The organism is Flavobacterium odoriferum (assembly GCF_025499515.1).
GTDB lineage: Bacteria > Bacteroidota > Bacteroidia > Flavobacteriales > Flavobacteriaceae > Flavobacterium > Flavobacterium odoriferum.
The window spans coordinates 287539-307431 of sequence record NZ_JAMKFA010000003.1; the positions used below are offsets into that span (position 1 = coordinate 287539).

The 19893-nt window shown below is 31.5% G+C and carries 20 protein-coding genes; 11 read left to right on the forward strand and 9 right to left on the reverse strand.

Going from position 1 to position 19893, the window contains the following annotated elements; translation table 11 throughout:
• Positions 1-36: 36 nt before the first annotated feature.
• The gene (locus M9Q43_RS04395) at positions 37-1050 is read right to left on the reverse strand and encodes a proline iminopeptidase-family hydrolase (protein ID WP_262317754.1); all 1014 of its coding nucleotides are present in this window, start codon (positions 1048-1050) and stop codon (positions 37-39) included.
• A gap of 260 nt (positions 1051-1310) precedes the next feature.
• On the reverse strand, positions 1311-1988 hold the full coding sequence (locus M9Q43_RS04400) for a Crp/Fnr family transcriptional regulator (RefSeq protein ID WP_262317755.1): 678 nt from the start codon (positions 1986-1988) through the stop codon (positions 1311-1313).
• A gap of 109 nt (positions 1989-2097) precedes the next feature.
• Between M9Q43_RS04400 and M9Q43_RS04405 the strand changes: the two genes are divergently transcribed.
• The 8 genes from M9Q43_RS04405 (at position 2098) to M9Q43_RS04440 (ending at position 10832) form a co-directional block, all read left to right on the forward strand.
• A complete protein-coding gene (locus M9Q43_RS04405; protein ID WP_262317756.1) occupies positions 2098-4473 on the forward strand; it encodes a heavy metal translocating P-type ATPase in 2376 nt (791 codons plus the stop codon).
• 82 nt (positions 4474-4555) lie between these two features.
• A complete protein-coding gene (ccoS, locus tag M9Q43_RS04410) occupies positions 4556-4756 on the forward strand; it encodes a cbb3-type cytochrome oxidase assembly protein CcoS (RefSeq protein WP_262317757.1) in 201 nt (66 codons plus the stop codon).
• A 2-nt stretch (positions 4757-4758) separates the two neighbouring features.
• On the forward strand, positions 4759-6942 hold the full coding sequence (gene ccoN, locus M9Q43_RS04415) for a cytochrome-c oxidase, cbb3-type subunit I (protein WP_262317758.1): 2184 nt from the start codon (positions 4759-4761) through the stop codon (positions 6940-6942).
• Complete coding sequence (locus M9Q43_RS04420; RefSeq protein WP_262317759.1) at positions 6942-7115, forward strand: CcoQ/FixQ family Cbb3-type cytochrome c oxidase assembly chaperone; 174 nt, start codon at positions 6942-6944, stop codon at positions 7113-7115. Before ccoN ends, M9Q43_RS04420 begins: the two co-directional genes overlap by 1 nt.
• Positions 7116-7194: 79 nt before the next feature.
• Positions 7195-8151: a cbb3-type cytochrome c oxidase N-terminal domain-containing protein gene (locus tag M9Q43_RS04425; protein ID WP_262317760.1), complete on the forward strand. Its 957-nt coding sequence runs from the start codon at positions 7195-7197 to the stop codon at positions 8149-8151.
• Between the two features lie 81 nt (positions 8152-8232).
• Complete coding sequence (gene ccoG / locus M9Q43_RS04430; protein ID WP_262317761.1) at positions 8233-9657, forward strand: cytochrome c oxidase accessory protein CcoG; 1425 nt, start codon at positions 8233-8235, stop codon at positions 9655-9657.
• Between the two features lie 14 nt (positions 9658-9671).
• The gene (locus M9Q43_RS04435; RefSeq protein ID WP_262317762.1) at positions 9672-10118 is read left to right on the forward strand and encodes a FixH family protein; all 447 of its coding nucleotides are present in this window, start codon (positions 9672-9674) and stop codon (positions 10116-10118) included.
• 12 nt (positions 10119-10130) lie between these two features.
• Positions 10131-10832 (forward strand): sulfite exporter TauE/SafE family protein, encoded by a 702-nt coding sequence (locus tag M9Q43_RS04440; protein WP_262317763.1) that lies wholly within the window; start codon positions 10131-10133, stop codon positions 10830-10832.
• Positions 10833-10946: 114 nt separating this feature from the next.
• On the opposite strand, the gene M9Q43_RS04445 is transcribed toward M9Q43_RS04440, so the two are convergent.
• From M9Q43_RS04445 to M9Q43_RS04455, 3 genes are all read right to left on the reverse strand, one after another.
• Positions 10947-12029: an endonuclease gene (locus M9Q43_RS04445; RefSeq protein ID WP_262317764.1), complete on the reverse strand. Its 1083-nt coding sequence runs from the start codon at positions 12027-12029 to the stop codon at positions 10947-10949.
• Positions 12030-12031: 2 nt separating this feature from the next.
• On the reverse strand, positions 12032-13249 hold the full coding sequence (locus M9Q43_RS04450) for an RsmB/NOP family class I SAM-dependent RNA methyltransferase (protein ID WP_262317765.1): 1218 nt from the start codon (positions 13247-13249) through the stop codon (positions 12032-12034).
• Between the two features lie 73 nt (positions 13250-13322).
• The gene (locus M9Q43_RS04455; protein WP_262317766.1) at positions 13323-14531 is read right to left on the reverse strand and encodes a hypothetical protein; all 1209 of its coding nucleotides are present in this window, start codon (positions 14529-14531) and stop codon (positions 13323-13325) included.
• Positions 14532-14692: 161 nt separating this feature from the next.
• Between M9Q43_RS04455 and M9Q43_RS04460 the strand changes: the two genes are divergently transcribed.
• Positions 14693-15724, forward strand: a complete 1032-nt coding sequence (locus M9Q43_RS04460; RefSeq protein WP_262317767.1) for a WD40/YVTN/BNR-like repeat-containing protein — start codon at positions 14693-14695, stop codon at positions 15722-15724.
• A 34-nt stretch (positions 15725-15758) separates the two neighbouring features.
• Here the strand turns inward: M9Q43_RS04460 and M9Q43_RS04465 are convergent, their stop codons facing one another.
• The 3 genes from M9Q43_RS04465 to M9Q43_RS04475 are packed head-to-tail and all read right to left on the reverse strand — an operon-like array spanning position 15759 to position 17217.
• Positions 15759-16208 carry a sensor of ECF-type sigma factor gene (locus tag M9Q43_RS04465; RefSeq protein WP_262317768.1) on the reverse strand — a complete coding sequence of 150 codons (450 nt, stop codon included), beginning with the start codon at positions 16206-16208 and terminating at the stop codon, positions 15759-15761.
• Positions 16209-16212: 4 nt separating this feature from the next.
• On the reverse strand, positions 16213-16650 hold the full coding sequence (locus M9Q43_RS04470) for a hypothetical protein (protein ID WP_262317769.1): 438 nt from the start codon (positions 16648-16650) through the stop codon (positions 16213-16215).
• Between the two features lie 24 nt (positions 16651-16674).
• Positions 16675-17217, reverse strand: coding sequence for an RNA polymerase sigma factor (locus M9Q43_RS04475; protein ID WP_262317775.1), 543 nt, complete (start codon positions 17215-17217; stop codon positions 16675-16677).
• A gap of 118 nt (positions 17218-17335) precedes the next feature.
• Here M9Q43_RS04475 and pdxH point away from each other — a divergent pair, with 118 nt between their 5' ends.
• Together pdxH and M9Q43_RS04485 are read left to right on the forward strand one after the other, a co-directional pair.
• The gene (pdxH, locus tag M9Q43_RS04480; protein ID WP_262317770.1) at positions 17336-17980 is read left to right on the forward strand and encodes a pyridoxamine 5'-phosphate oxidase; all 645 of its coding nucleotides are present in this window, start codon (positions 17336-17338) and stop codon (positions 17978-17980) included.
• Positions 17981-18214: 234 nt separating this feature from the next.
• Positions 18215-18706, forward strand: coding sequence for a CAP domain-containing protein (locus M9Q43_RS04485; RefSeq protein WP_262317771.1), 492 nt, complete (start codon positions 18215-18217; stop codon positions 18704-18706).
• Between the two features lie 207 nt (positions 18707-18913).
• On the opposite strand, the gene M9Q43_RS04490 is transcribed toward M9Q43_RS04485, so the two are convergent.
• The gene (locus tag M9Q43_RS04490) at positions 18914-19603 is read right to left on the reverse strand and encodes a hypothetical protein (RefSeq protein WP_262317772.1); all 690 of its coding nucleotides are present in this window, start codon (positions 19601-19603) and stop codon (positions 18914-18916) included.
• Positions 19604-19893 lie beyond the last annotated feature (290 nt).

The window sequence follows — 19893 nt, forward strand, 5'->3', positions numbered from 1 at the left end:
ATACAAAAAAAGCAACTACTGAGAGTTGCTTTTGGTTTATTTTTTCAAGAACGAAATCAATCCACTAAAATACGTTTTTTGGTCGTCGTAAAATGCCATGTGACTTCCTTTTGGACAGAATAAATACGAACCATTTGGTAAGATTTTAGAAATTTCTTCCATGTGTTTTGGATCCATGGTATCGTGTTTTGCTCCGATGACTAGTGTTGGAATTTTTACGTTTTTCAAATCGGCTTTTCTATCCCATTTTTCTAATTTTCCTGAAATACCAAATTCACTAGGACCTTGCATGGTTACGTATAGCGACTGATTCATCTTGGCAAACGAACGATTTACCGGTTCTGGCCAATCTTTTGCTGGGAAACGAAGAATGTGTTTTTCATAGAAATTCGGAATCAATAATTCCATATATCTTGGATTGGAAAAATCTTTTCGAGCTTCGATGTCACGAATTTCTTTTAAAACTTCTGGAGCCATTTGTTTGGATAAAACTTCATCAGCATATTTCCCATATTCTGGGCAACTTGCCATCATATTCGAAATGATTAAGCCTTTCATATTGTTTTGATATTTTGTAGCGTATTCCATAGCTAAGATACCACCCCACGAATGTCCTAACAAGTAGAAATTGGTGTTGTCTAACTTCAAAGCTTTACGAACTTGTTCTACTTCTTCGACATATCTTGGCAAATCCCACATGGAAGTATCGTTTGGATTATCCGCATTTCCACAACCTAATTGATCGTAATAAATGAACTCGATGCCTTCTGCTGGTAAGAAGTTTTCAAAACATTCAAAATATTCATGCGTAGCGCCCGGACCACCATTTAATAGCAATACTTTGATTTTTGGATTGTTTCCAATGCGTTTCGTCCAAACATTAAAAGTACCTTTTGGAGTTGTAATGGGAATAACTTTTACACCACCATTTTGAATGCTGTCAGTTGATTGTGCAAAATACTCGTTTTGAGTAGCTATTGTTTCTTGTTTACAGCTTGTTAATAAGGCTATTGTGAAGAGTAGGAGTGTTGTTTGGAATAGGTTTTTCATTACTTGATTTATTTTTATGTTATTATGTTTGCTATACTTTTAATTTGTAGCGAGAGTATAAAATATTTTATTGAATAAATTTTTACTTCGAAAATCTGAGGTGTGAATAAAAAATATTAATCTATTTACTTTAGTAAATTTTTTTTGAATACTTAATCTTTTAAAATTTAATTAGCTTCACTTATTATATATGTAATAGAGTCTTTATACTTGATTTCTGTAAAAATAATAAAATCCGCTTATAAGCGGATTTTATTATTTTAAGAAAAACGTTTTAGTTTATTTTTGTCAGTAATGAATATTTTTTTTCCGTTTAGTTCTATCAGATTAGATTTGTTTAATTCTGAAAGTAAACGAATACAACTTTCTGTTGCGGTTCCAATCATTCCAGCTAATTCTTCTCTGGATAGTTGAATATGTAATGAACCATCTTCGTTTTTGCCAAAGGTTTCTTCTAAATAGATTAATGTTTCTACTAAACGTTGGCGAACGGTTTTTTGTGCCATATTTACTATGTGATCATCTGCACCTTTTAAATCCTCACAAATAGTTTTCATTACATTCATTGAAAACTGATTATTTTCATTAAAAAACTGCATGACCTCGCTTCTAGGAATAAAACAAACTTCCATATCTTCTAAAGCAATCGCACTTAAGTTAGCTGGTTCGTCACTAATCATAGAACGTTGTCCTAACAATTCACCTGGTTTAACCAATTTTACAATTTGGTCTTTACCATTATCGCTAAGCTTTGAAAGCTTGCAAACACCATCTTTTATACAATAAATTCCGTTTGTAACTTCACCTTCTTCAAAAATGGGTTCACCTTTTTTAATGGTATAAGAAGTCTTGCATTCAGCCATTCTTATAAGCTCATCTTTGTTCAAAGCTTTTAAAGAACTAAACTGCCTTACGATACACTGTTCACATTTATTCATAGAATGAATTTATTTATTGGTTTTACAAAATTACAAATTTGTATGACAAATATCATATTTTGTTGTATTTTTATACGTGACCTTTGTTACAGGTAAAATGAGCAAATTTATGGACACAGAAAATTGTTTCCATTGTGGTAATGAAATTATAAAAAAAGACGAAATTGTTTTTGACGAAAAGAAGTTTTGTTGCAATGGTTGTAAAACCGTGTACGAAATATTTAGTCAAAACGATTTATCGTGTTATTATGATTTTCAGTCATCTCCGGGTGCAACACCACAGGATATACAAGGCAAATATGATTTTTTAGACAATGAAGACATTGTTAATAAACTTCTTGAATTCCAAGAGAATGCAACACATATTGTTTCACTCTACATTCCTCATATACACTGTAGTTCGTGTATTTGGATTCTGGAAAATCTTCAAAAACTTCAACCAGGAATAAGTACTTCCCAAGTTAACTTTGGCGAAAAGAAAGTTCGAGTTACTTTTAATCCAGAACAAACAACTTTAAAAGAAATTGTTTATTTATTGAGTTCGATAGGTTACGAACCTTATATTTCTTTAGAAAACTTTGATGAAGGAAAGAAAAAAATCGACCGTAGTTTAATTTACAAAATAGGAGTAGCATTTTTCTGTTTTGGAAATATCATGCTATTGTCGTTTCCCGAATATTTTGAAGTAGAAGAATTTTGGATCAATCAATACCGAGGATTTTTTCGTTGGTTGATTTTTGCCTTATCGCTTCCTACGTTTATTTATTCCGCATCTGGTTATTATGTTTCCGCTTGGAAAAGCATGAAATCGGGCTTGTTGAATATAGATATTCCTATTGCTTTAGGAATTGTAGTCATGTTCGTAAGAAGTACGGTCGATATTATATTTGATTATGGTCAAGGTTTCTTCGATAGTATGGCTGGGTTAATTTTCTTTATGTTATTAGGAAAGTTATTTCAACAAAAAACATACGATTTTCTCTCATTTGAGCGCGATTACAAATCATATTTTCCAATTGCTATTACAAAAGTATTACCTAATGGAACAGAAGAATCGGTTCAAGTTTATGATATTGAAAAAGGTGATAGATTATTGATTCGTAATCAAGAGTTAATTCCAGTTGATGGAATTTTAATTTCCGAAAAAGCGTCTATCGATTACAGTTTTGTTACAGGTGAAGCGGTTTTAATGGAAAAAAAATCAGGAGATAAAATATTCGCTGGTGGAAAACAAATGGGAAAAGTCATAGAAATGGAAGTTTTATTTTCAGTTTCCCAAAGCTATTTAACCCAATTATGGAGCAACGATGTTTTTCAAAAAAGGGTAGAACAGCAGCATAAAACTATCACCGATAGAATTAGTCGCTATTTCACACCAGCATTACTGGCTTTAGCCGTTGTTTCATTTGTTTATTGGATTTTTATAGATGTAACCACAGCATTTAACGTATTTACAGCCATTTTAATTGTGGCTTGTCCGTGTGCTTTAGCTTTAACAGCACCATTTACTTTAGGAAATGTCTTACGAATTTTAGGGAATCGTAAATTTTATCTAAAAAATGCCTTGGTTGTAGAACAGTTGGCTAAAGTAGATACTATCGTTTTTGATAAAACAGGAACCATTACTACCAATAAAAAAACATCAATTACTTATGAAGGAACCGAATTAAAACATTCCGAATTAAAATTATTAAAGAACGTTTTGCGTGGCTCGAATCATCCATTAAGCAGAAGATTGTACGAATTTATTCCAAATCAAGACAAAATGGAAACTTCAAACTTCGAGGAAATCATCGGAAAAGGAATTTTTGCAGAAATTGATGGAAATACGATAAAATTAGGTTCATCACAATTTCTAAAAACCATGACTGAAAACACGCATAAGAAAACCAAAGTGCATTTGGAAATCAATGGTGTTTATAAAGGAAGTTATGTTTTCAATAATCAATACAGAAAAGGTTTAGAACAATTGTTTGATAATTTGTCTAAAAAGTATAATTTAGTAGTATTATCCGGTGATAATGATGGCGAACGAAAAATATTAGAAAAAATGTTGCCTTCTACAGCCTGTTTAGTTTTTAATCAAAAGCCCGAACAAAAATTAGGCTACATAGAACAATTACAAAAAGAAGGTAAAAATGTAATGATGATTGGTGATGGATTAAACGATGCGGGTGCATTAGCGCAAAGTAATGTTGGAATTTCTATTTCAGAAAATGTAAATGTTTTTTCGCCAGCTTGTGATGGAATTTTAGATGCAACACAATTTGATAAAATTGCTTTTTTTATGAAATATTCTAAAAATGCAATGAAAACAATTTACATGAGTTTTGGATTATCATTACTCTATAATGTTGTAGGACTGAGTTTTGCGGTTACTGGAGAGTTATCACCAATAGTAGCTGCGATTATAATGCCGTTAAGTACAATTACAATTGTGAGCTTTGTAACAATTATGACAAATGCATTTGCAAGAAGTAAGTAATTTTAACAAAATATTGAGATATGATAAATATCATATTTTATCAAATAGAGCAGAAGTAACTTTGTTAACACAAATTTAAGGTATGAGTGTCATTTATATATTAATCACAGTAAGCATCTTCGTCGCAGTATTGTTTTTAATTGCATTTATAAAAGCAGTTAGAAGCGGTCAATATGATGATGACTATACACCATCTGTCAGAATGTTATTTGACGATGAAATTGTAAAAGAGAATCCAAACAAATTAATACAAACACAAACAGAAAAACAAAAATCAATCTAATTATGGAGAAGCAACAATTTTATTACGACAACAAAATTGTAAGAAACTTTCTATACGCTTCCATAGCTTTTGGAGTTATAGGAATGCTTGTAGGGCTTTTAGTAGCCTTCTTATATTTGTTTCCAAATTTGACTGACGGAATTCCGTGGTTAAGTTATGGAAGATTAAGACCTTTGCATACTAATGCGGTAATTTTCGCCTTCGTTGGAAATGCTGTATTTGCAGGTTCTTATTATTCATTACAACGCTTGTTAAAAACAAGAATGTTTAGTGACTTTTTAAGTAAAGTAAACTTTTGGGGATGGCAGCTAATTATTTTAGGAGCTGCAATTACATTGCCATTAGGATTTACAACATCAAAAGAATACGCAGAATTAGAATGGCCGTTTGATATAGCTATAGCTTTAGTATGGGTTGCTTTTGGAGTAAACATGATTGGAACTATTATCAAAAGAAGAGAGCGTCATATATATGTAGCTATTTGGTTTTACATTGCTACATTTATTGCAGTTGCTCTACTACACATTTTTAATAGTTTAGAATTACCAGTTTCTGCTTTAAAATCATATTCAGTTTATGCTGGAGTACAAGATGCTTTGGTTCAGTGGTGGTATGGTCATAATGCAGTGGCATTCTTCTTAACAACACCATTTTTAGGTTTGATGTATTATTTTGTTCCAAAAGCAGCTAACCGTCCTGTATATTCTTACAGATTATCAATTATTCACTTTTGGTCGTTAATCTTCATTTACATTTGGGCAGGTCCTCACCACTTATTATATTCAGCTTTACCAGATTGGGCACAAAATTTAGGAGTAGTATTCTCTGTAATGTTGATTGCACCATCTTGGGGAGGTATGATTAATGGTTTATTAACGTTAAGAGGTGTTTGGGATAAAGTAAGAGAAGAACCAGTACTTAAATTCTACGTAGTAGCAATTACAGGTTATGGTATGTCTACTTTTGAAGGACCAATGTTATCATTAAAAAACGTTAATGCTATTGCACACTTTACAGATTGGATCGTTGCACACGTTCACGTTGGAGCATTAGCATGGAATGGTTTCTTAACTTTTGGTATGATTTATTGGATTATCCCAAGAATTACAAAAACTACATTATTCTCTCAAAAATTAGCTAACTTCCATTTTTGGATTGGTACTTTAGGTATTATTTTATATACACTTCCAATGTATGTTGCTGGATTTACACAAGCATCTATGTGGAAACAATTTAATCCAGATGGAACATTAATGTATGGAAACTTCTTAGAAACTGTAACTCAAATTATGCCAATGTACATGATGAGAGCAGTTGGAGGAACGTTATTCTTCGTAGGTATTTTAACTTTAGTTTACAACATTGTTAAAACGGTAAAACAAGGCTCAGCTGTTGAAAATGAATTAGCAGAAGCACCAGCATTATCTAAAATTAGCTCTGGTCAAATGAAAGGTGAAAAATGGCACTCTTGGTTAGAAAGAAAACCAATTCAGTTCACCATCTTAACAACTGTTGCTGTAGCAATTGGAGGTATTGTTCAAATTGTACCAATGATTGTTGTAAAATCAAACATTCCTACTATTTCAAGTGTAAAACCATATTCACCGTTAGAATTAGAGGGTAGAGATTTATACATCAGAGAAGGTTGTAACAACTGTCACTCTCAAATGATACGTCCATTCCGTTCAGAAGTAAAACGTTATGGTGAATATTCAAAATCTGGAGAATATGTGTATGATCATCCATTCTTGTGGGGTTCGAAAAGAACAGGCCCAGATTTAATGAGAATAGGTGGAAAATACAATGATAACTGGCACTTTAACCACATGTGGAGTCCACAACGTATGGATGAAAAATCGGTAATGCCAGCTTACAAATGGTTATTTGATAACAAAGCAATGGATCATTCTTACATTGAGAAAAAAATGAGTGTAATGGTAACCTTAGGAGTTCCATATACTGATGCAGATATAGCCAATGCTAAGAAAAGTATTGAAGCACAATCGGCTCAAATTGAGAAAAATTTACACAATGATCCTGATTTTGTAAAATCTTATGAAGATAGTAAGAAAAAAGCAGCTGCTAAAGGCGAAACTTTCATACCAATGAAAGATAGAGAAATCGTAGCACTTATTGCTTACTTACAACGTATGGGTACTGATATCAAAGTTAAAAAAGCTGAATAATGTTAAAATTCATTAAACATAATTTAGAAACTATTGATGGAGTCGATATCTATCCGATAATTTCACTAAGTATTTTCTTTGTTGTTTTTGTTTCATTTTTTATATGGGCAATGACATTTAGTAAAGAAAAAATCAAAGAATTGAGTGAATTACCATTCAAAGAAGAAAATTAAATAAAAGACTTCCTCTCTTTTTTTAAGAGAGGAAGTTAATAAAAAGGTTATCAATAAACCAACATAAAAAATTTATCAAATGAAAAAATTAATTCCAGCATATGTAAGAGTTCCTTTACTGTTTGCAATTGTATTTGCGGCATTGGAATATTTTATTGACTCCGGAGATAAGCCTGCATTTTTAAAGTTTCCAATGGTTTCTTTATTTTTAGGAGTATTTCTATTTTTATTAATAGCAATTGAAATTGTTATTAGTGCGGTTGACAAAGTAACGTATCATCTTTTAACAGATGAACAGAAAAAACAATTAGCAGAGGCACAATCATTACCTTTTACAGAAAGTAAATTCTATCAAGGTATCATGCAAAAACTTACTCGTTCAAAAGATATTGAACAAGAAAAAGATGTAATGCTTGATCATGATTACGATGGCATTAAAGAGTTAGATAATGTATTACCACCATGGTGGGTTGGATTATTCTATGCTTGCGTTGTTTTTGCAATTGTATATTTAGTTCGTTTCCACGTAATTGGAGATTACACACAAGCAGAAGAGTTTGTTGCAGAAATGGCAGAGAAAGACAAAGAAGTTGAAGAATGGAAAAAAACTGCTCCAGACCAAATGAATAAAGACGTTGTAACTTTATTAACAGATGCAACAGCTTTAGCAGAAGGTAAAAAAATATTTGAAACAAATTGTGTAGCATGTCACAGAGCAGATGCTGGTGGAGCAATTGGTCCAAACTTAACCGATGAAAATTGGATTTTAGGAGGAGGAATTAAAAACGTATTTAACACCTTAATGGAAGGTGGTAGACCTGGCAAAGGAATGGTTGCTTGGAAAGAATCTATTAAACCAACAGATTTACAAAAAGTAGCAAGTTATGTGCTATCTTTACAAGGAACAAATCCTAAAGAGCCAAAACCAACTGAACCAGAAGCAAAACCATGGGTAGAAGAAGGAGCTGCAAAACCAGCTGCTACAACACCAGTGGATTCAACAAAAACAGAAGTAGTTGCACCAGCAACAAAATAATAAAAACTAAAAAGGTTTTGGGTTCGCCCAAAACCTTTTTTAAACTATAATAAGATTACAAGCACTTAAAAAGTTAAAATTATGTCTAATCAACCCAATTTACCAGACGAAAGTTTTAGAGATAGTATTTCTACTATTTCAGAAGATGGAAAAAGAAATTATATTTTCCCTAAAAAACCATCTGGACCATTTTATGATAAAAGAAAAATTTTAAGTTATTTTCTTTTAGCGTTCTTAATTTCTGCTCCATTTATAAAAATTAATGGCAATCAGTTTTTAATGTTTAACGTTTTAGAACGTAGGTTTAATATTTTTAGTTTCCCTTTTTGGCCACAAGATTTTCATTTATTTGTAATGTCAATGATTGTGGGTGTAGTAGGGTTAACCTTATTTACAGTAGCTTTTGGTAGAATATTTTGTGGATGGTTTTGTCCGCAAACTATTTTTATGGAAATGGTTTTCAGACGAATAGAATATTGGATTGATGGAGATAGAGGTGCTCAATTACGCTTAGCAAAACAAGATTGGAATGCTGAAAAAATAAGAAAAAGAGTCACAAAATGGATTATCTTTTTTATCTTTTCGTTTTTCATAGCAAATGTTTTCTTAGCTTATTTGATAGGAAGTGATGAATTATTCAAATTAATTACAGAAGGACCAGCTAGAAATATTGGAACACTAATTCCTTTATTGATATTTACAGGAATATTCTATTTTGTTTTCGCTTGGTTCAGAGAACAAGTTTGTATTATTGCTTGCCCATACGGAAGAATGCAAGGTGTTTTATTAGACAATAAATCAATAAATGTTGCCTATGACCACGTAAGAGGTGAAGGTGAAAACGGAAGAAAAAAATGGAGAAATGGTGAAGACAGAACTGCTGCTGGTTATGGAGATTGTATCGATTGTAATCAGTGTGTTGTAGTTTGTCCTACTGGAATCGATATTCGTAATGGTACTCAGTTAGAATGTGTAAACTGTACAGCTTGTATTGACGAGTGTGATACCATCATGGAAAAAGTTGGTTTGCCAAAAGGTCTTATTCGTTATGCAAGTGAAGATGAGATTGTTAATAAAGAAAAATTCAAATTAACAACTCGAATGAAAGGTTATATTGTTGTTTTAACCATTTTAATAGGAGTTTTAATTTCAATGTTGTTTTTAAGAAATGAAGTTGAAGCAACTGTATTAAGAATGAATGGTCAAATGTTTGAACACAAAGGCGAAAACATTAGTAATGTGTTTACTTATAAAATTGTGAATAAAACGGTTGAAGATTTGAAAAATATTCACTTTAAATTAAAAGATACAAAAGGAACAATTAAAGTTGTGGGTAAAGAAAACTTTGATGTAAAACAGCAAGGTTTAGCGCAAGGAACTATGTTTATTGAAATTAACCAAGCACTTTTAGAAGGAGACAAAATGGAAATTGAAATTGAAGTCTATAGTGGTGATAAACTAATTGAAACGGCAACCACTAATTTTATGGGACCGAGAACTTTTTAATAAAAAAAATAGCTATGAAAATTAATTGGGGAACAGGAATTGTAATTGCATTTGGATTATTCATGATATTTATTTTATCGTTTGTATATAAAGTACAATCAAATCAAAAATATGATAATGAGTTAGTTACAGATGAATATTATAAAAAAGAAGCAACAGTTCAGGCAGATATTGAAAAAAAACAAAATGCTAATGCTTTAAAAAATTTGGTAGTAATTAAAGAAGTTGAAGAAGGAATTTCAGTTGAATTTCCTGGAGACTTTGATTATTCAAAAATAAATGGAAAAGTGTCCTTATATAGACCGTCAAGTCAGAAACTAGATTTTGAAATTAATATCTCACTTTCTAGTCCACATTTGCTCATACCTAAAAGTAATTTGACTGGCGGTCTTTGGGACATTTCTGTTGATTGGAATTATGATGGTGTTGATTATTTAAACAAAGAAACAATCTATTTTTAATAGAACTTTAAAATGCTTTATTCAGCTTTCATATTTGGTTTAATTAGTAGCTTTCACTGCGTAGGAATGTGCGGTCCAATTGCTATGATGTTGCCTGTTGACAGAAATAATGAAGCAAAAAAAGTTACACAAATTATTACTTATCATATTGGAAAATTAACTGCTTACGGAATTTTAGGCTTAATTTTTGGGTTATTGGGTAGGAGTTTCTATTTAGCAGGGATGCAACAGCAATTATCTATAATAGTAGGTGTTTTGATGATTGTTGTTGCATTAGTTCCTGAAAAAGTTTTTGCTAAATATAATTTTTCAAAACCAGTGTATAAAATTATTTCAAAAGTAAAATCGAGTTTAGGACAACAGTTTAAAAACAAAAGTTATAAATCGTTATTTACCATTGGTTTATTGAATGGGTTTTTACCTTGCGGAATGGTTTATGTAGCCATTTTTGGTGCCATAGCAATGCAAAGCGTTTCTTTAGGAGTATTGTATATGCTTTTATTCGGAATTGGAACGATACCGATGTTAACCGCAGTAATTTACATATCTAACGTTTTATCGTTTTCTTTTAGAGGAACATTGCAAAAAATTATTCCAGTAGTTGCTGTAGTAATAGGAATGTTATTTATTATTAGAGGATTAGGTTTAGATATTCCATATTTATCACCAAGTAATATGAGTTTGTTTGTTCAATCAGAAGCAAACTGTCATTAAAATAAACTAGTTAATAGGAGAAAAGGTGTTGGAAATAAATTTTCAGCACCTTTTCTATTAAAAAAACCTCATCAAGCATTTGATGAGGTTTTTTGTTTATTTGTTGTTGTGAAATTAGTTCACAATTATTTTCTTGGTAGTTGAAGCATTTTCAGTAGCCAATTGAATTAAATAGAATCCTTTTGGTAAATCTGAAACTTTGTATGCATCATTTACTTTTGATGGATTTTTAATTTCTTGAATAATTTGTCCGTTGATATTGTATAAAACAATTGATTTTAATTCTGTTGCAGTTGAAACATATACTTCATTATTAATTGCTGGATTTGGATAAATTGATGCGTTTTCTACAGAAACAAAATCCTCAGCTGATAAGAAAATTGCCGGCCATCTATTTTCTGCTACTGGACCTCCCCAAATAACAGTTGCTAAATATGGATTATCAATAAAAGGATTTCTGTTACCTTGTCCGTAAGTATTTGAAGCATTTCCTAAATATGTATTTCTATTATCTTCATATTGAGAAACTGGATCTTCGGAATTCCATTGTAATAATAGATCTACCATGTTGGAATCAGTTGCGTTTGTAGAACCAATAGTAACATAAGTCGGTAAACATTGTGAGCCATATCTAAGATACATATACATAACTATACGTGCTACATCTCCTTTCCATTCATTGCCAGGATACCAACCATTTGTACCAACTGTAAAAGAGTTTATTCCACTTCCTGAGGCAAACAATCTATTTCCTCTTGTTCCATTTCTTTGAACATCACTTGAACGTAACATTTGAGCGTCAGCACCAGGTCCAGATGAACCTAAATCAGGATTACCTAATGATTGTGCAAATACATGTTCTCTATTCCAATCTCCAACAGCACCACCATTACTATTTTTATTTCTTGATCGGTCATTTGTTACATCACCATCTGAACCATTTTCCCATCCATAAACTAATAATACATTTGATGAATTTGCTGGATCCAAGTCTACAATTTTTAATGCTTCCCATACTTGAGAATAAGTCAAGTTGGTAGTATGTGTTGTTGTAATTTTTGTTGCCAAAGCATTCTTTAAATTCATTCCAGTTAAAGTCCAGTTAAAACCATTGTAATATGGTGTTGCAGGAGCTCCAGCTTGTGAAAAAGCTAACGAAACAAATGCAAAAAATAATAAGGTAAAATTCTTTTTCATATCTATTTATTTTTTCTTTCTAATAATGCCATGTAAAATCCGTCAAAGCCACTTTCGTGAGCTAATACTTTTCGATCTTGAACAAAGGTAAATTCTTTTCCAATTTCAGTACTTAAGAAATGCTTAATTTGTTCTTGATTTTCTGATGGAAGTACAGAACAAGTAGCATAAACTAACTTTCCGCCTGGTTTTACAATTTTTGAGTAATTTTCTAATACTTCAGCTTGAATTTTTTTGATGTTCTCAATAAATTCAGGTTGTAATTTCCACTTGCTATCTGGGTTTCTTTTTAAAACACCTAATCCACTACATGGCGCATCGATTAAAACTCTATCTGCTTTTTCGTGTAATTTTTTTATCGTTTTTGTGCTTTCAATTACTCTTGGTTCAATGTTGAAAGCGCCATTACGTTTCGCTCTAATTTTTAATTGCTTTAATTTACTTTCATATAAATCCATTGCAATTAATTGCCCTTTGTTTTCCATTAAAGAAGCCAAATGCAAGGTTTTTCCGCCAGCACCGGCACAAGTATCCACAACACGCATTCCTGGTTTTACATCCAAGAAATAAGCGACTAACTGAGATGAAGCATCTTGCACTTCAAATAATCCGTCTTTAAAGGCATCCGTTAAGAATACATTTGCTCTTTCTGTCAAAATTAATGCATCTGGATAATCGTTATGAAACTCAGTTTCAATATTCAAATCCATTAACATAGCGCGTAACTTTTCTTTAGTGGTTTTAAGTCTGTTAACTCTTAAAATTACTTTTGCTTGCTCGTTTTGAGCTGCTAGTTCTTTAGTCCAAATTTCCTCACCTAATTCCTTAACACCCAATTCATCCATCCAATCTGGAATTGACTCTTTGAATTTTCTAGTTTTAGTTAATTCGTCAAATCTACCTTTAATTCTTCTAACTGGTGTTTCTTCAAAATATTTCCAATCGGGTAGGGTATACCCTCTTAATACTGCCCAAACGGCAAATATTCTCCAAATTTTATCTCTATCAAAAGGCTCTTTAACTTCTGCAATTTCTACATATAGACGTTTCCAACGTACTATTTCGTATATGGTTTCTGCAACAAATTTTCTATCATGACTTCCCCAACGCTTGTCTTTTTTCAAAGCTCTTGCAACAACTTTATCGGCATATTCACCTTCGTTAAAAATCGCCATTAGCGAATCTATAGTGGTAAATACTAAATTTCTGTGTAATCTCATTTTATATTTTAAATCAGCCTGCAAAGATACAAATTAAAATAAAAAAAGCTGCCTAAATTGGCAGCTTTATGATTTATCCTCTTCCAGAATTTCTTGAACCCGAACTTCTTGAACCTGAATTACCTCTTGGAGCACTATTTCGTTGACCTGAATCACTTCTTGGCGCACTCATTTTTGGTGCAGATTGTGATCTTGGCTCTGAATATCCTCTTGGACTTTCTGTTTTTGGAGAACTTGTTCTTGGTTCAGAATATGTTCTAGGGTTTTCGGCTCTTGGCGTACTTACTTTAGGAGCATTATTTCTTGGTTCAGAGAAGGTTCTTGGATTTTCAGTTTTTGGACCGTTATTTCTTGGTGAACTTGTTCTTGGCTCTACGCTTACTTCATTTTGTCTTGGATTTGTTGATCTTGGTGTTGAACTATTTCTTGGGTTTGTAACTTCTGTATCTCTTGTTCTTGGAGTAGATGTTGTTCCTCTTGTTCCACCAGTTCTTGGTTCATTACTCGCAATTTCGTTTCTTCCTCTTGGAGTTCTTACCGGTCTGTTATTGTCTAAATCTTGACGGTTAGTATATCCTGCATTTCTGTGTGCAAAAGAACGATTTGGGTGTCTTGTTTCATAACCATTTCCTCTTCTTCCATAATAGTTGTTGTAAACATTTGCACATCTTCTGTGACTAGCATAGTGATAAGAGTGACCAAAGTTTATATGAACATGAATGTGATTTCTGTATCTAAATACTGGGAATGGATTCCAATAATAATAATAACTTGGATAATAATTCCAATACCATGAAGAACAATACGGACGATAATTGGTTACCCAAAAAGTATTATAAATCACAGGTGTATGAACATAAACTGGCTCATAAATATAGTTTTGACCATACATGTAAACATCTCCAACAACTTGCACCTGAACTCTATTGTTTCTATCGCGCTCAATTTCAATTGTTGCCACATCTTGATAAACGTCTTTGTCTAAAACAGCTTGAACAATTACCAAGTGTACATTTCCTTCAACCGATTCAATTACACGAAGATAATCTACATAATTATCGTTGTTTAAGTCTAAGTTTGAAAGTTGCGCTTTTGGATCGTTAATTCTGTTTTCAAAGTCTTCTAAATTAGATGCGTCACCAAAAACAGATGCAATGGCTCTTAAATCTAAGTTATCACTAATATCAGCACTTGAAGCTGTAACGGTAGTTTTTTCCTGAGCAAATAATGATGTCACAGACAACATTGCCAATGCACTTATAGAAAGTAATTTCGTTTTCATAACATTTGTATTTTGGTTAAACACTAATTTCATGTTTTATGCTAACCAATTTCTGTGCCAAAAAATTACAACAATCTTAAATATTTGTTTTTCAGGTATTTAAAAATTATATTCCGCATTTAAAATTTATTCACTTATATTTGAAATTATAATTCTATCGTATGAAAAACTATTTATTTATCCTTTTAATTTGCTTAGGTTGTGCTTCAAAAAAAGAAATTGTTGTGCCTAAATTTGAATCTAAAATTGTTTCTAATGAAAAACTGAGTTGTAGAGCCATTTTTGTTGATACTGATAAAGTTTGGTTAGGAATGGATAAAGGCAGATACGGTTTTTACGATAAGAAAAAAGATACGTTAGTAGTAAAAACAATTCAAAGTGTTTCTAATACTACAGAGTTTAGAAGTATTGCTGCTACTAAAGACGCAATTTTTATTTTGGCTGTTGGAAATCCAGCCAAATTGATTAAAATTGATAAAAAATCGTTACAAGAAACCATTGTTTATCAAGAAGAAAACGAGAAAGTATTTTACGACAGCATGCAATTTGTTGACAATTTGAACGGCTTTGCAATGGGTGACCCAACAGAAGATTGTTTGTCGTTTATTAAAACAGCTGATGGAGGCAATTCTTGGGAAAAGGTTTCTTGTGCCAATTTTCCAAAAGTTAGCGAAGGTGAAGCTGCTTTTGCAACGAGCAATACTAATTTAATTGTAAAAGGGAAATCAATTTTTATGGTTTCTGGAGGCAAGAAATCACGTGTTTTTGTTTCGCACGATTTTGGAACTTCTTGGCTAGTGTATGAAACACCTATTGTACAAGGTGAAGAAATGACCGGAATTTTTACAGCAGATTTTTACAATGATAAAACAGGAATTATCGCTGGTGGAAATTACCTAAAGCAAACTCAAAATTGGTCAAACAAAGCCATCACAACCAATGGTGGCAAGACGTGGAATTTAATTGCTGAAAACGAAGCTTTCGGTTATGCTTCATGTGTTCAGTTTGTACCAAATAGTAAAGCAAAGCAACTAATTTCTGTTGGTGGAACAGGAATGTTTTATTCTTCTGATTTTGGCAAAAGTTGGACGAAATTTTCTGATGATAAAGATTTTTATACGTTTAGATTTGAATCAGAAAAAGTGTTTTATGCAACTGGAAGAAATAAATTAGTTCGGTTTGAAATAAAATAAAAAAAACGCTCAACTTAATAATTGAGCGTTTTTTTTATCCTTTTCTTTTTTCTCGCATTTGTTTCAATAAATGACGATTAAAATCTTCTTCGGCTTTTTTGAGCTTAATAATTTTCTTTGCACTAATAACACCTTGTAAATCTTTGATGAATTTTTTACGCAGTGTAAATAAATTCTCTTCAATAGTTTCCATTTGAGTCAATAGGGTAGAAGCATCTTTTTCCGAAAGTTTTTCTACACTTCCTGGTTCAAAACGATCCAAAATTGCTTTCATTTTCTCATGACGTAATTCGGCTTGTTTGTCGTCAAACGTGTTATAGATTGGCCAAAATTTTTGTGCTTCTTCAGTGGTTAAATCTAATTGCTCAGTAATATAAGCCACTTTTAGTGCTTTTACTTTTTCTTTTTTATCTCTGAATCCTTGTGCAAAGGAAATCGATGTCATTAAAAGAAATAAAATTGGAAATATAATTTTTGTTCTCATATCTTTATTCGTTTAAAATGTAATCTAAGTTTTCTGTTTCTGATAAATAGGCTTCAATTTCATCACTTTCTGATGTTGAAACACCAAGTGAAGTTTCTAAAGCAATAACATCTTCGTCAGTTAAATGTTTGGTTAATTCTGTAGTTCCAACGCTTTGTTGTGCTAAATAACTCTCAATTGTAGTGGCATCTAAATTACTTTCGCTAGCCATATTAAAATACACCGGAATTGCAATTGCTAATAATAGTAAAGCCGCAATACTACTCATCCAAACTTGTTTTCTGTAGAATAACGAAACTACTTTTACTTCTTTTTCAGCTGGTTGTTCAGCTTCAATTTGTCGCATCATTTTTGCTTCAAATTGTTCAAAGTAGTTTTCTGGCGTTTTAAATCCAGTTGTAATTTTATCGTTATTTTCTAAATCAAAATTCTTCATATTCATTAGACAAAAATAGTTCTAAAAGGTTTAATTTGTATGTAAATATTCTTCAATTTTTTTTACCGCAATATGATAACTTGCTTTTAATGCACCAACAGAAGTAGTTAAAATTTCCGACATTTCTTCGTATTTTAATTCTTCAAAATATTTCATTTTAAATACTAGTTGTTGTTTTTCGGGTAAAGTTGCAATTGCTTTTTGAAGTTTTAATTGAATTTCGTTGCCATCAAAAAAAACATCACTTTCTAATTTGTTTAATTCTTTTTGTTGTACTTCTTCATTCGAAATGCCTTGTTTTTTTGAACGTTGTTGCATAAAAGTGATGGCTTCGTTGGTTGCAATTCGATACATCCATGAAAATAATTTACTATCGCCTTTAAAGTTTTTTAAATTGGCAAATACTTTAACAAACGTATTTTGCAGTACATCATCAGCGTCATCATGGTTTAAAACCATTCCTCTAATGTGATTATACAAAGGTTTTTGATATAACTGCAAGAGCTTTCTAAACGCTTCATTTTGCGTTTTTGGGTGTATTAATTCTAAAACAAATGCTTTTTCGTCTTGCAAAATCAATCTATTATTTTCATAAGACTAAAGATATTCAAAAAGGTTTAATTTTAATTTTTGTTTTAGCAGAATTATTGTTTTGACTTTGTAACTTTGTTGTTCAAACCACCAATCAAAAATGAAAGATTTAAGTAATTACAGAAAATCGTATGAGAAAAGCGAACTTTTGGAAAATCAAATTCCAGAAGATCCCATCAATCTTTTTCACCGATGGTTTTATGAAGCCGAAGATTTAAACGCTGCCGACGAAGTAAACGCAATGACTGTTTCTACCATAGGTTTAGATGGTTTTCCAAAATCGAGAGTGGTGTTGCTTAAAAAGTTTAATGAAGAAGGATTTATTTTTTACACCAATTATAATTCGGAAAAAGGAAAAGCAATTTTGAATAATCCGAATATATGTTTGTCTTTTTTTTGGCCAACGGTGGAACGCCAGATTATTATAAAAGGAATTGCTGAAAAAACCGATGCAACCCTTTCAGATAATTATTTTGCTTCGCGACCAGATGGAAGTAAGCTGGGTGCAATTGTTTCACCACAAAGTGAAGTGATTCCGAATCGTGAATTTTTAGAACATAATTTAAAACAACTGGAAAAAGATTTTGAAGGTAAAGAAATTTTGCGTCCAGCGCATTGGGGTGGCTTTTTAGTTCGACCAGTAGAAGTTGAATTTTGGCAAGGTCGTCCTAATCGTTTGCATGATCGAATAAGATATCAATTACAAGAAGACTTTAATTGGAAAATTGAACGATTATCTCCTTGATAATCAGAAGGCTATTTTTTTTAATACGAAATCCCAACTATTTTTAGTTGGGATTTTTTATTTTCTGTAAGTAAATTATTAAGTAATTGTTATATAAAAGGTTAAAATGTTAAATTTTTGCGCATTTCATCGAATTTATTTGCGTATTATCGACGATTTGATACATTTGTCTAGTAAATCATACACTTCGTCGATTTTTAAGAAAAAACGTAAGTGTTTTTAAATGAAATGATTATGAAAAAATTAATGATTGCCCTTTTCGCCCTAACAAGTACCCTATCATTTTTTACCTCATGTTCTTCAGATTCTGCAAGTGATTCAACTCCTGTTGAAGCGGCAAAAAATTATTCACATTCAACTCTTGAATTAGATTTGTTAGACGAAGTAAATACTTACAGAGTTTCAGTTGGTTTAAATCCGTTACAAATTATTGAACATATATCGTACAAATCAAACGAACATAATGCGTATATGATTTCAATTCAGGATGTAAACCACGATGGCTTTAACGAAAGAAAAACAAATTTACAACAAGTTTTAGGCGCTGGTAGAGTAGGAGAAAACGTTGCCTACGCTTATTCTTCGGCGCAATCTACAGTTGCTGCTTGGGTAAATAGTCCAAGTCACAAAGCTAATTTAGAAGGCGATTACACGCATTTTGGTGCTTCAATCAAAATTGATGACGAAGGAAAAAAATACTACACCAATATGTTTATTAAGAAATAAAAATTTCATGTTTGTTTATAAAAAAAGCAGCTATTTTGAGAGAAATAGCTGCTTTTTTGTTTGTGGTTGTGAACGTTCCGGCGCTTGGCGAGGTTGCGAAGTTCGAAACTTTTTATTTTCTGTTAAAGATAAAATTTCTTGCTAGAAATAAACGTGAATTTACTATAAAATTCGTAATCTTGCCAAACACCTGTTGGTGGTAGTGCTTTATATTTCCAATGCTGAATAAACTGGATGTTCAATAAATTCCAATTTTTGGATTTTTTCGCTTTTGAATAATGAATTTAATGCGTCAAATAAGTCGGATATAAGCTCAATTATTATTCCTTCTTGTTCAATTAAAAATTTTGGATTTTTTCCATATTCAAAAATATATTCTTGATTTTTATAGTTAAGTTTTCTACCATTAATATTTTCAAAATATAATCCGCCAGTATGAATTGTATTTCGTAAAGTCCACAATAAAACAATTAAGTTGCATTCATCTTTTTTCCAATTATTTTGAATGTCATCATATAAAAAAGAAACAATTTTAAACAAATTTCTTTCTTTGCTTGGACTTTCATTTGTGAATTTTGAATAATAAAATCTGAATACCAATTCTGTTTGAAATAATGCAGTACTTAGTATGTTTTCGCCAATAAATTGTGTAATGTTATATGTGTAATTATGAACTTGATTAAGGTCAGATTTAAAAAAATCTAAAAACTCATCTCTATTTGTTTCCGAAAAACGCACATTAATCTTATAATTTAAATAATTGATAATTACTTGGCTTGAAAACATATTAAAGTAAACTTTTCTAATATCTCTTTCACTTAATGAAGACAAAGATTGTAAGATGTTTTTAGCTTTTTCGTTTAGATTAAAAAGCATTTCTAAGTTTTTATCTTCCATTTTTAAGTTGAATTGAGTTGTTGTATTCGTATCGTCTTCGGTAGCATTACCACCAACGTTCTGAGGCTTGAATTAATGGCGAGCCAAAGCACCAAGCCATTACAAATATAACAAAACCATTAAATTAAACAACTGTGCCAATGAGGATTTTCCGCAAGCCCAGCCATTAATGCAAACCGCTGTTATATGCAGTTTTTTTTATCATTTTTTTAAGTAATTCAGCAGTTTCATTATAATTTGTTAAATTATCTAAAACGAATTCATCTTCAGTAAAATTAACTCCTCTGCCA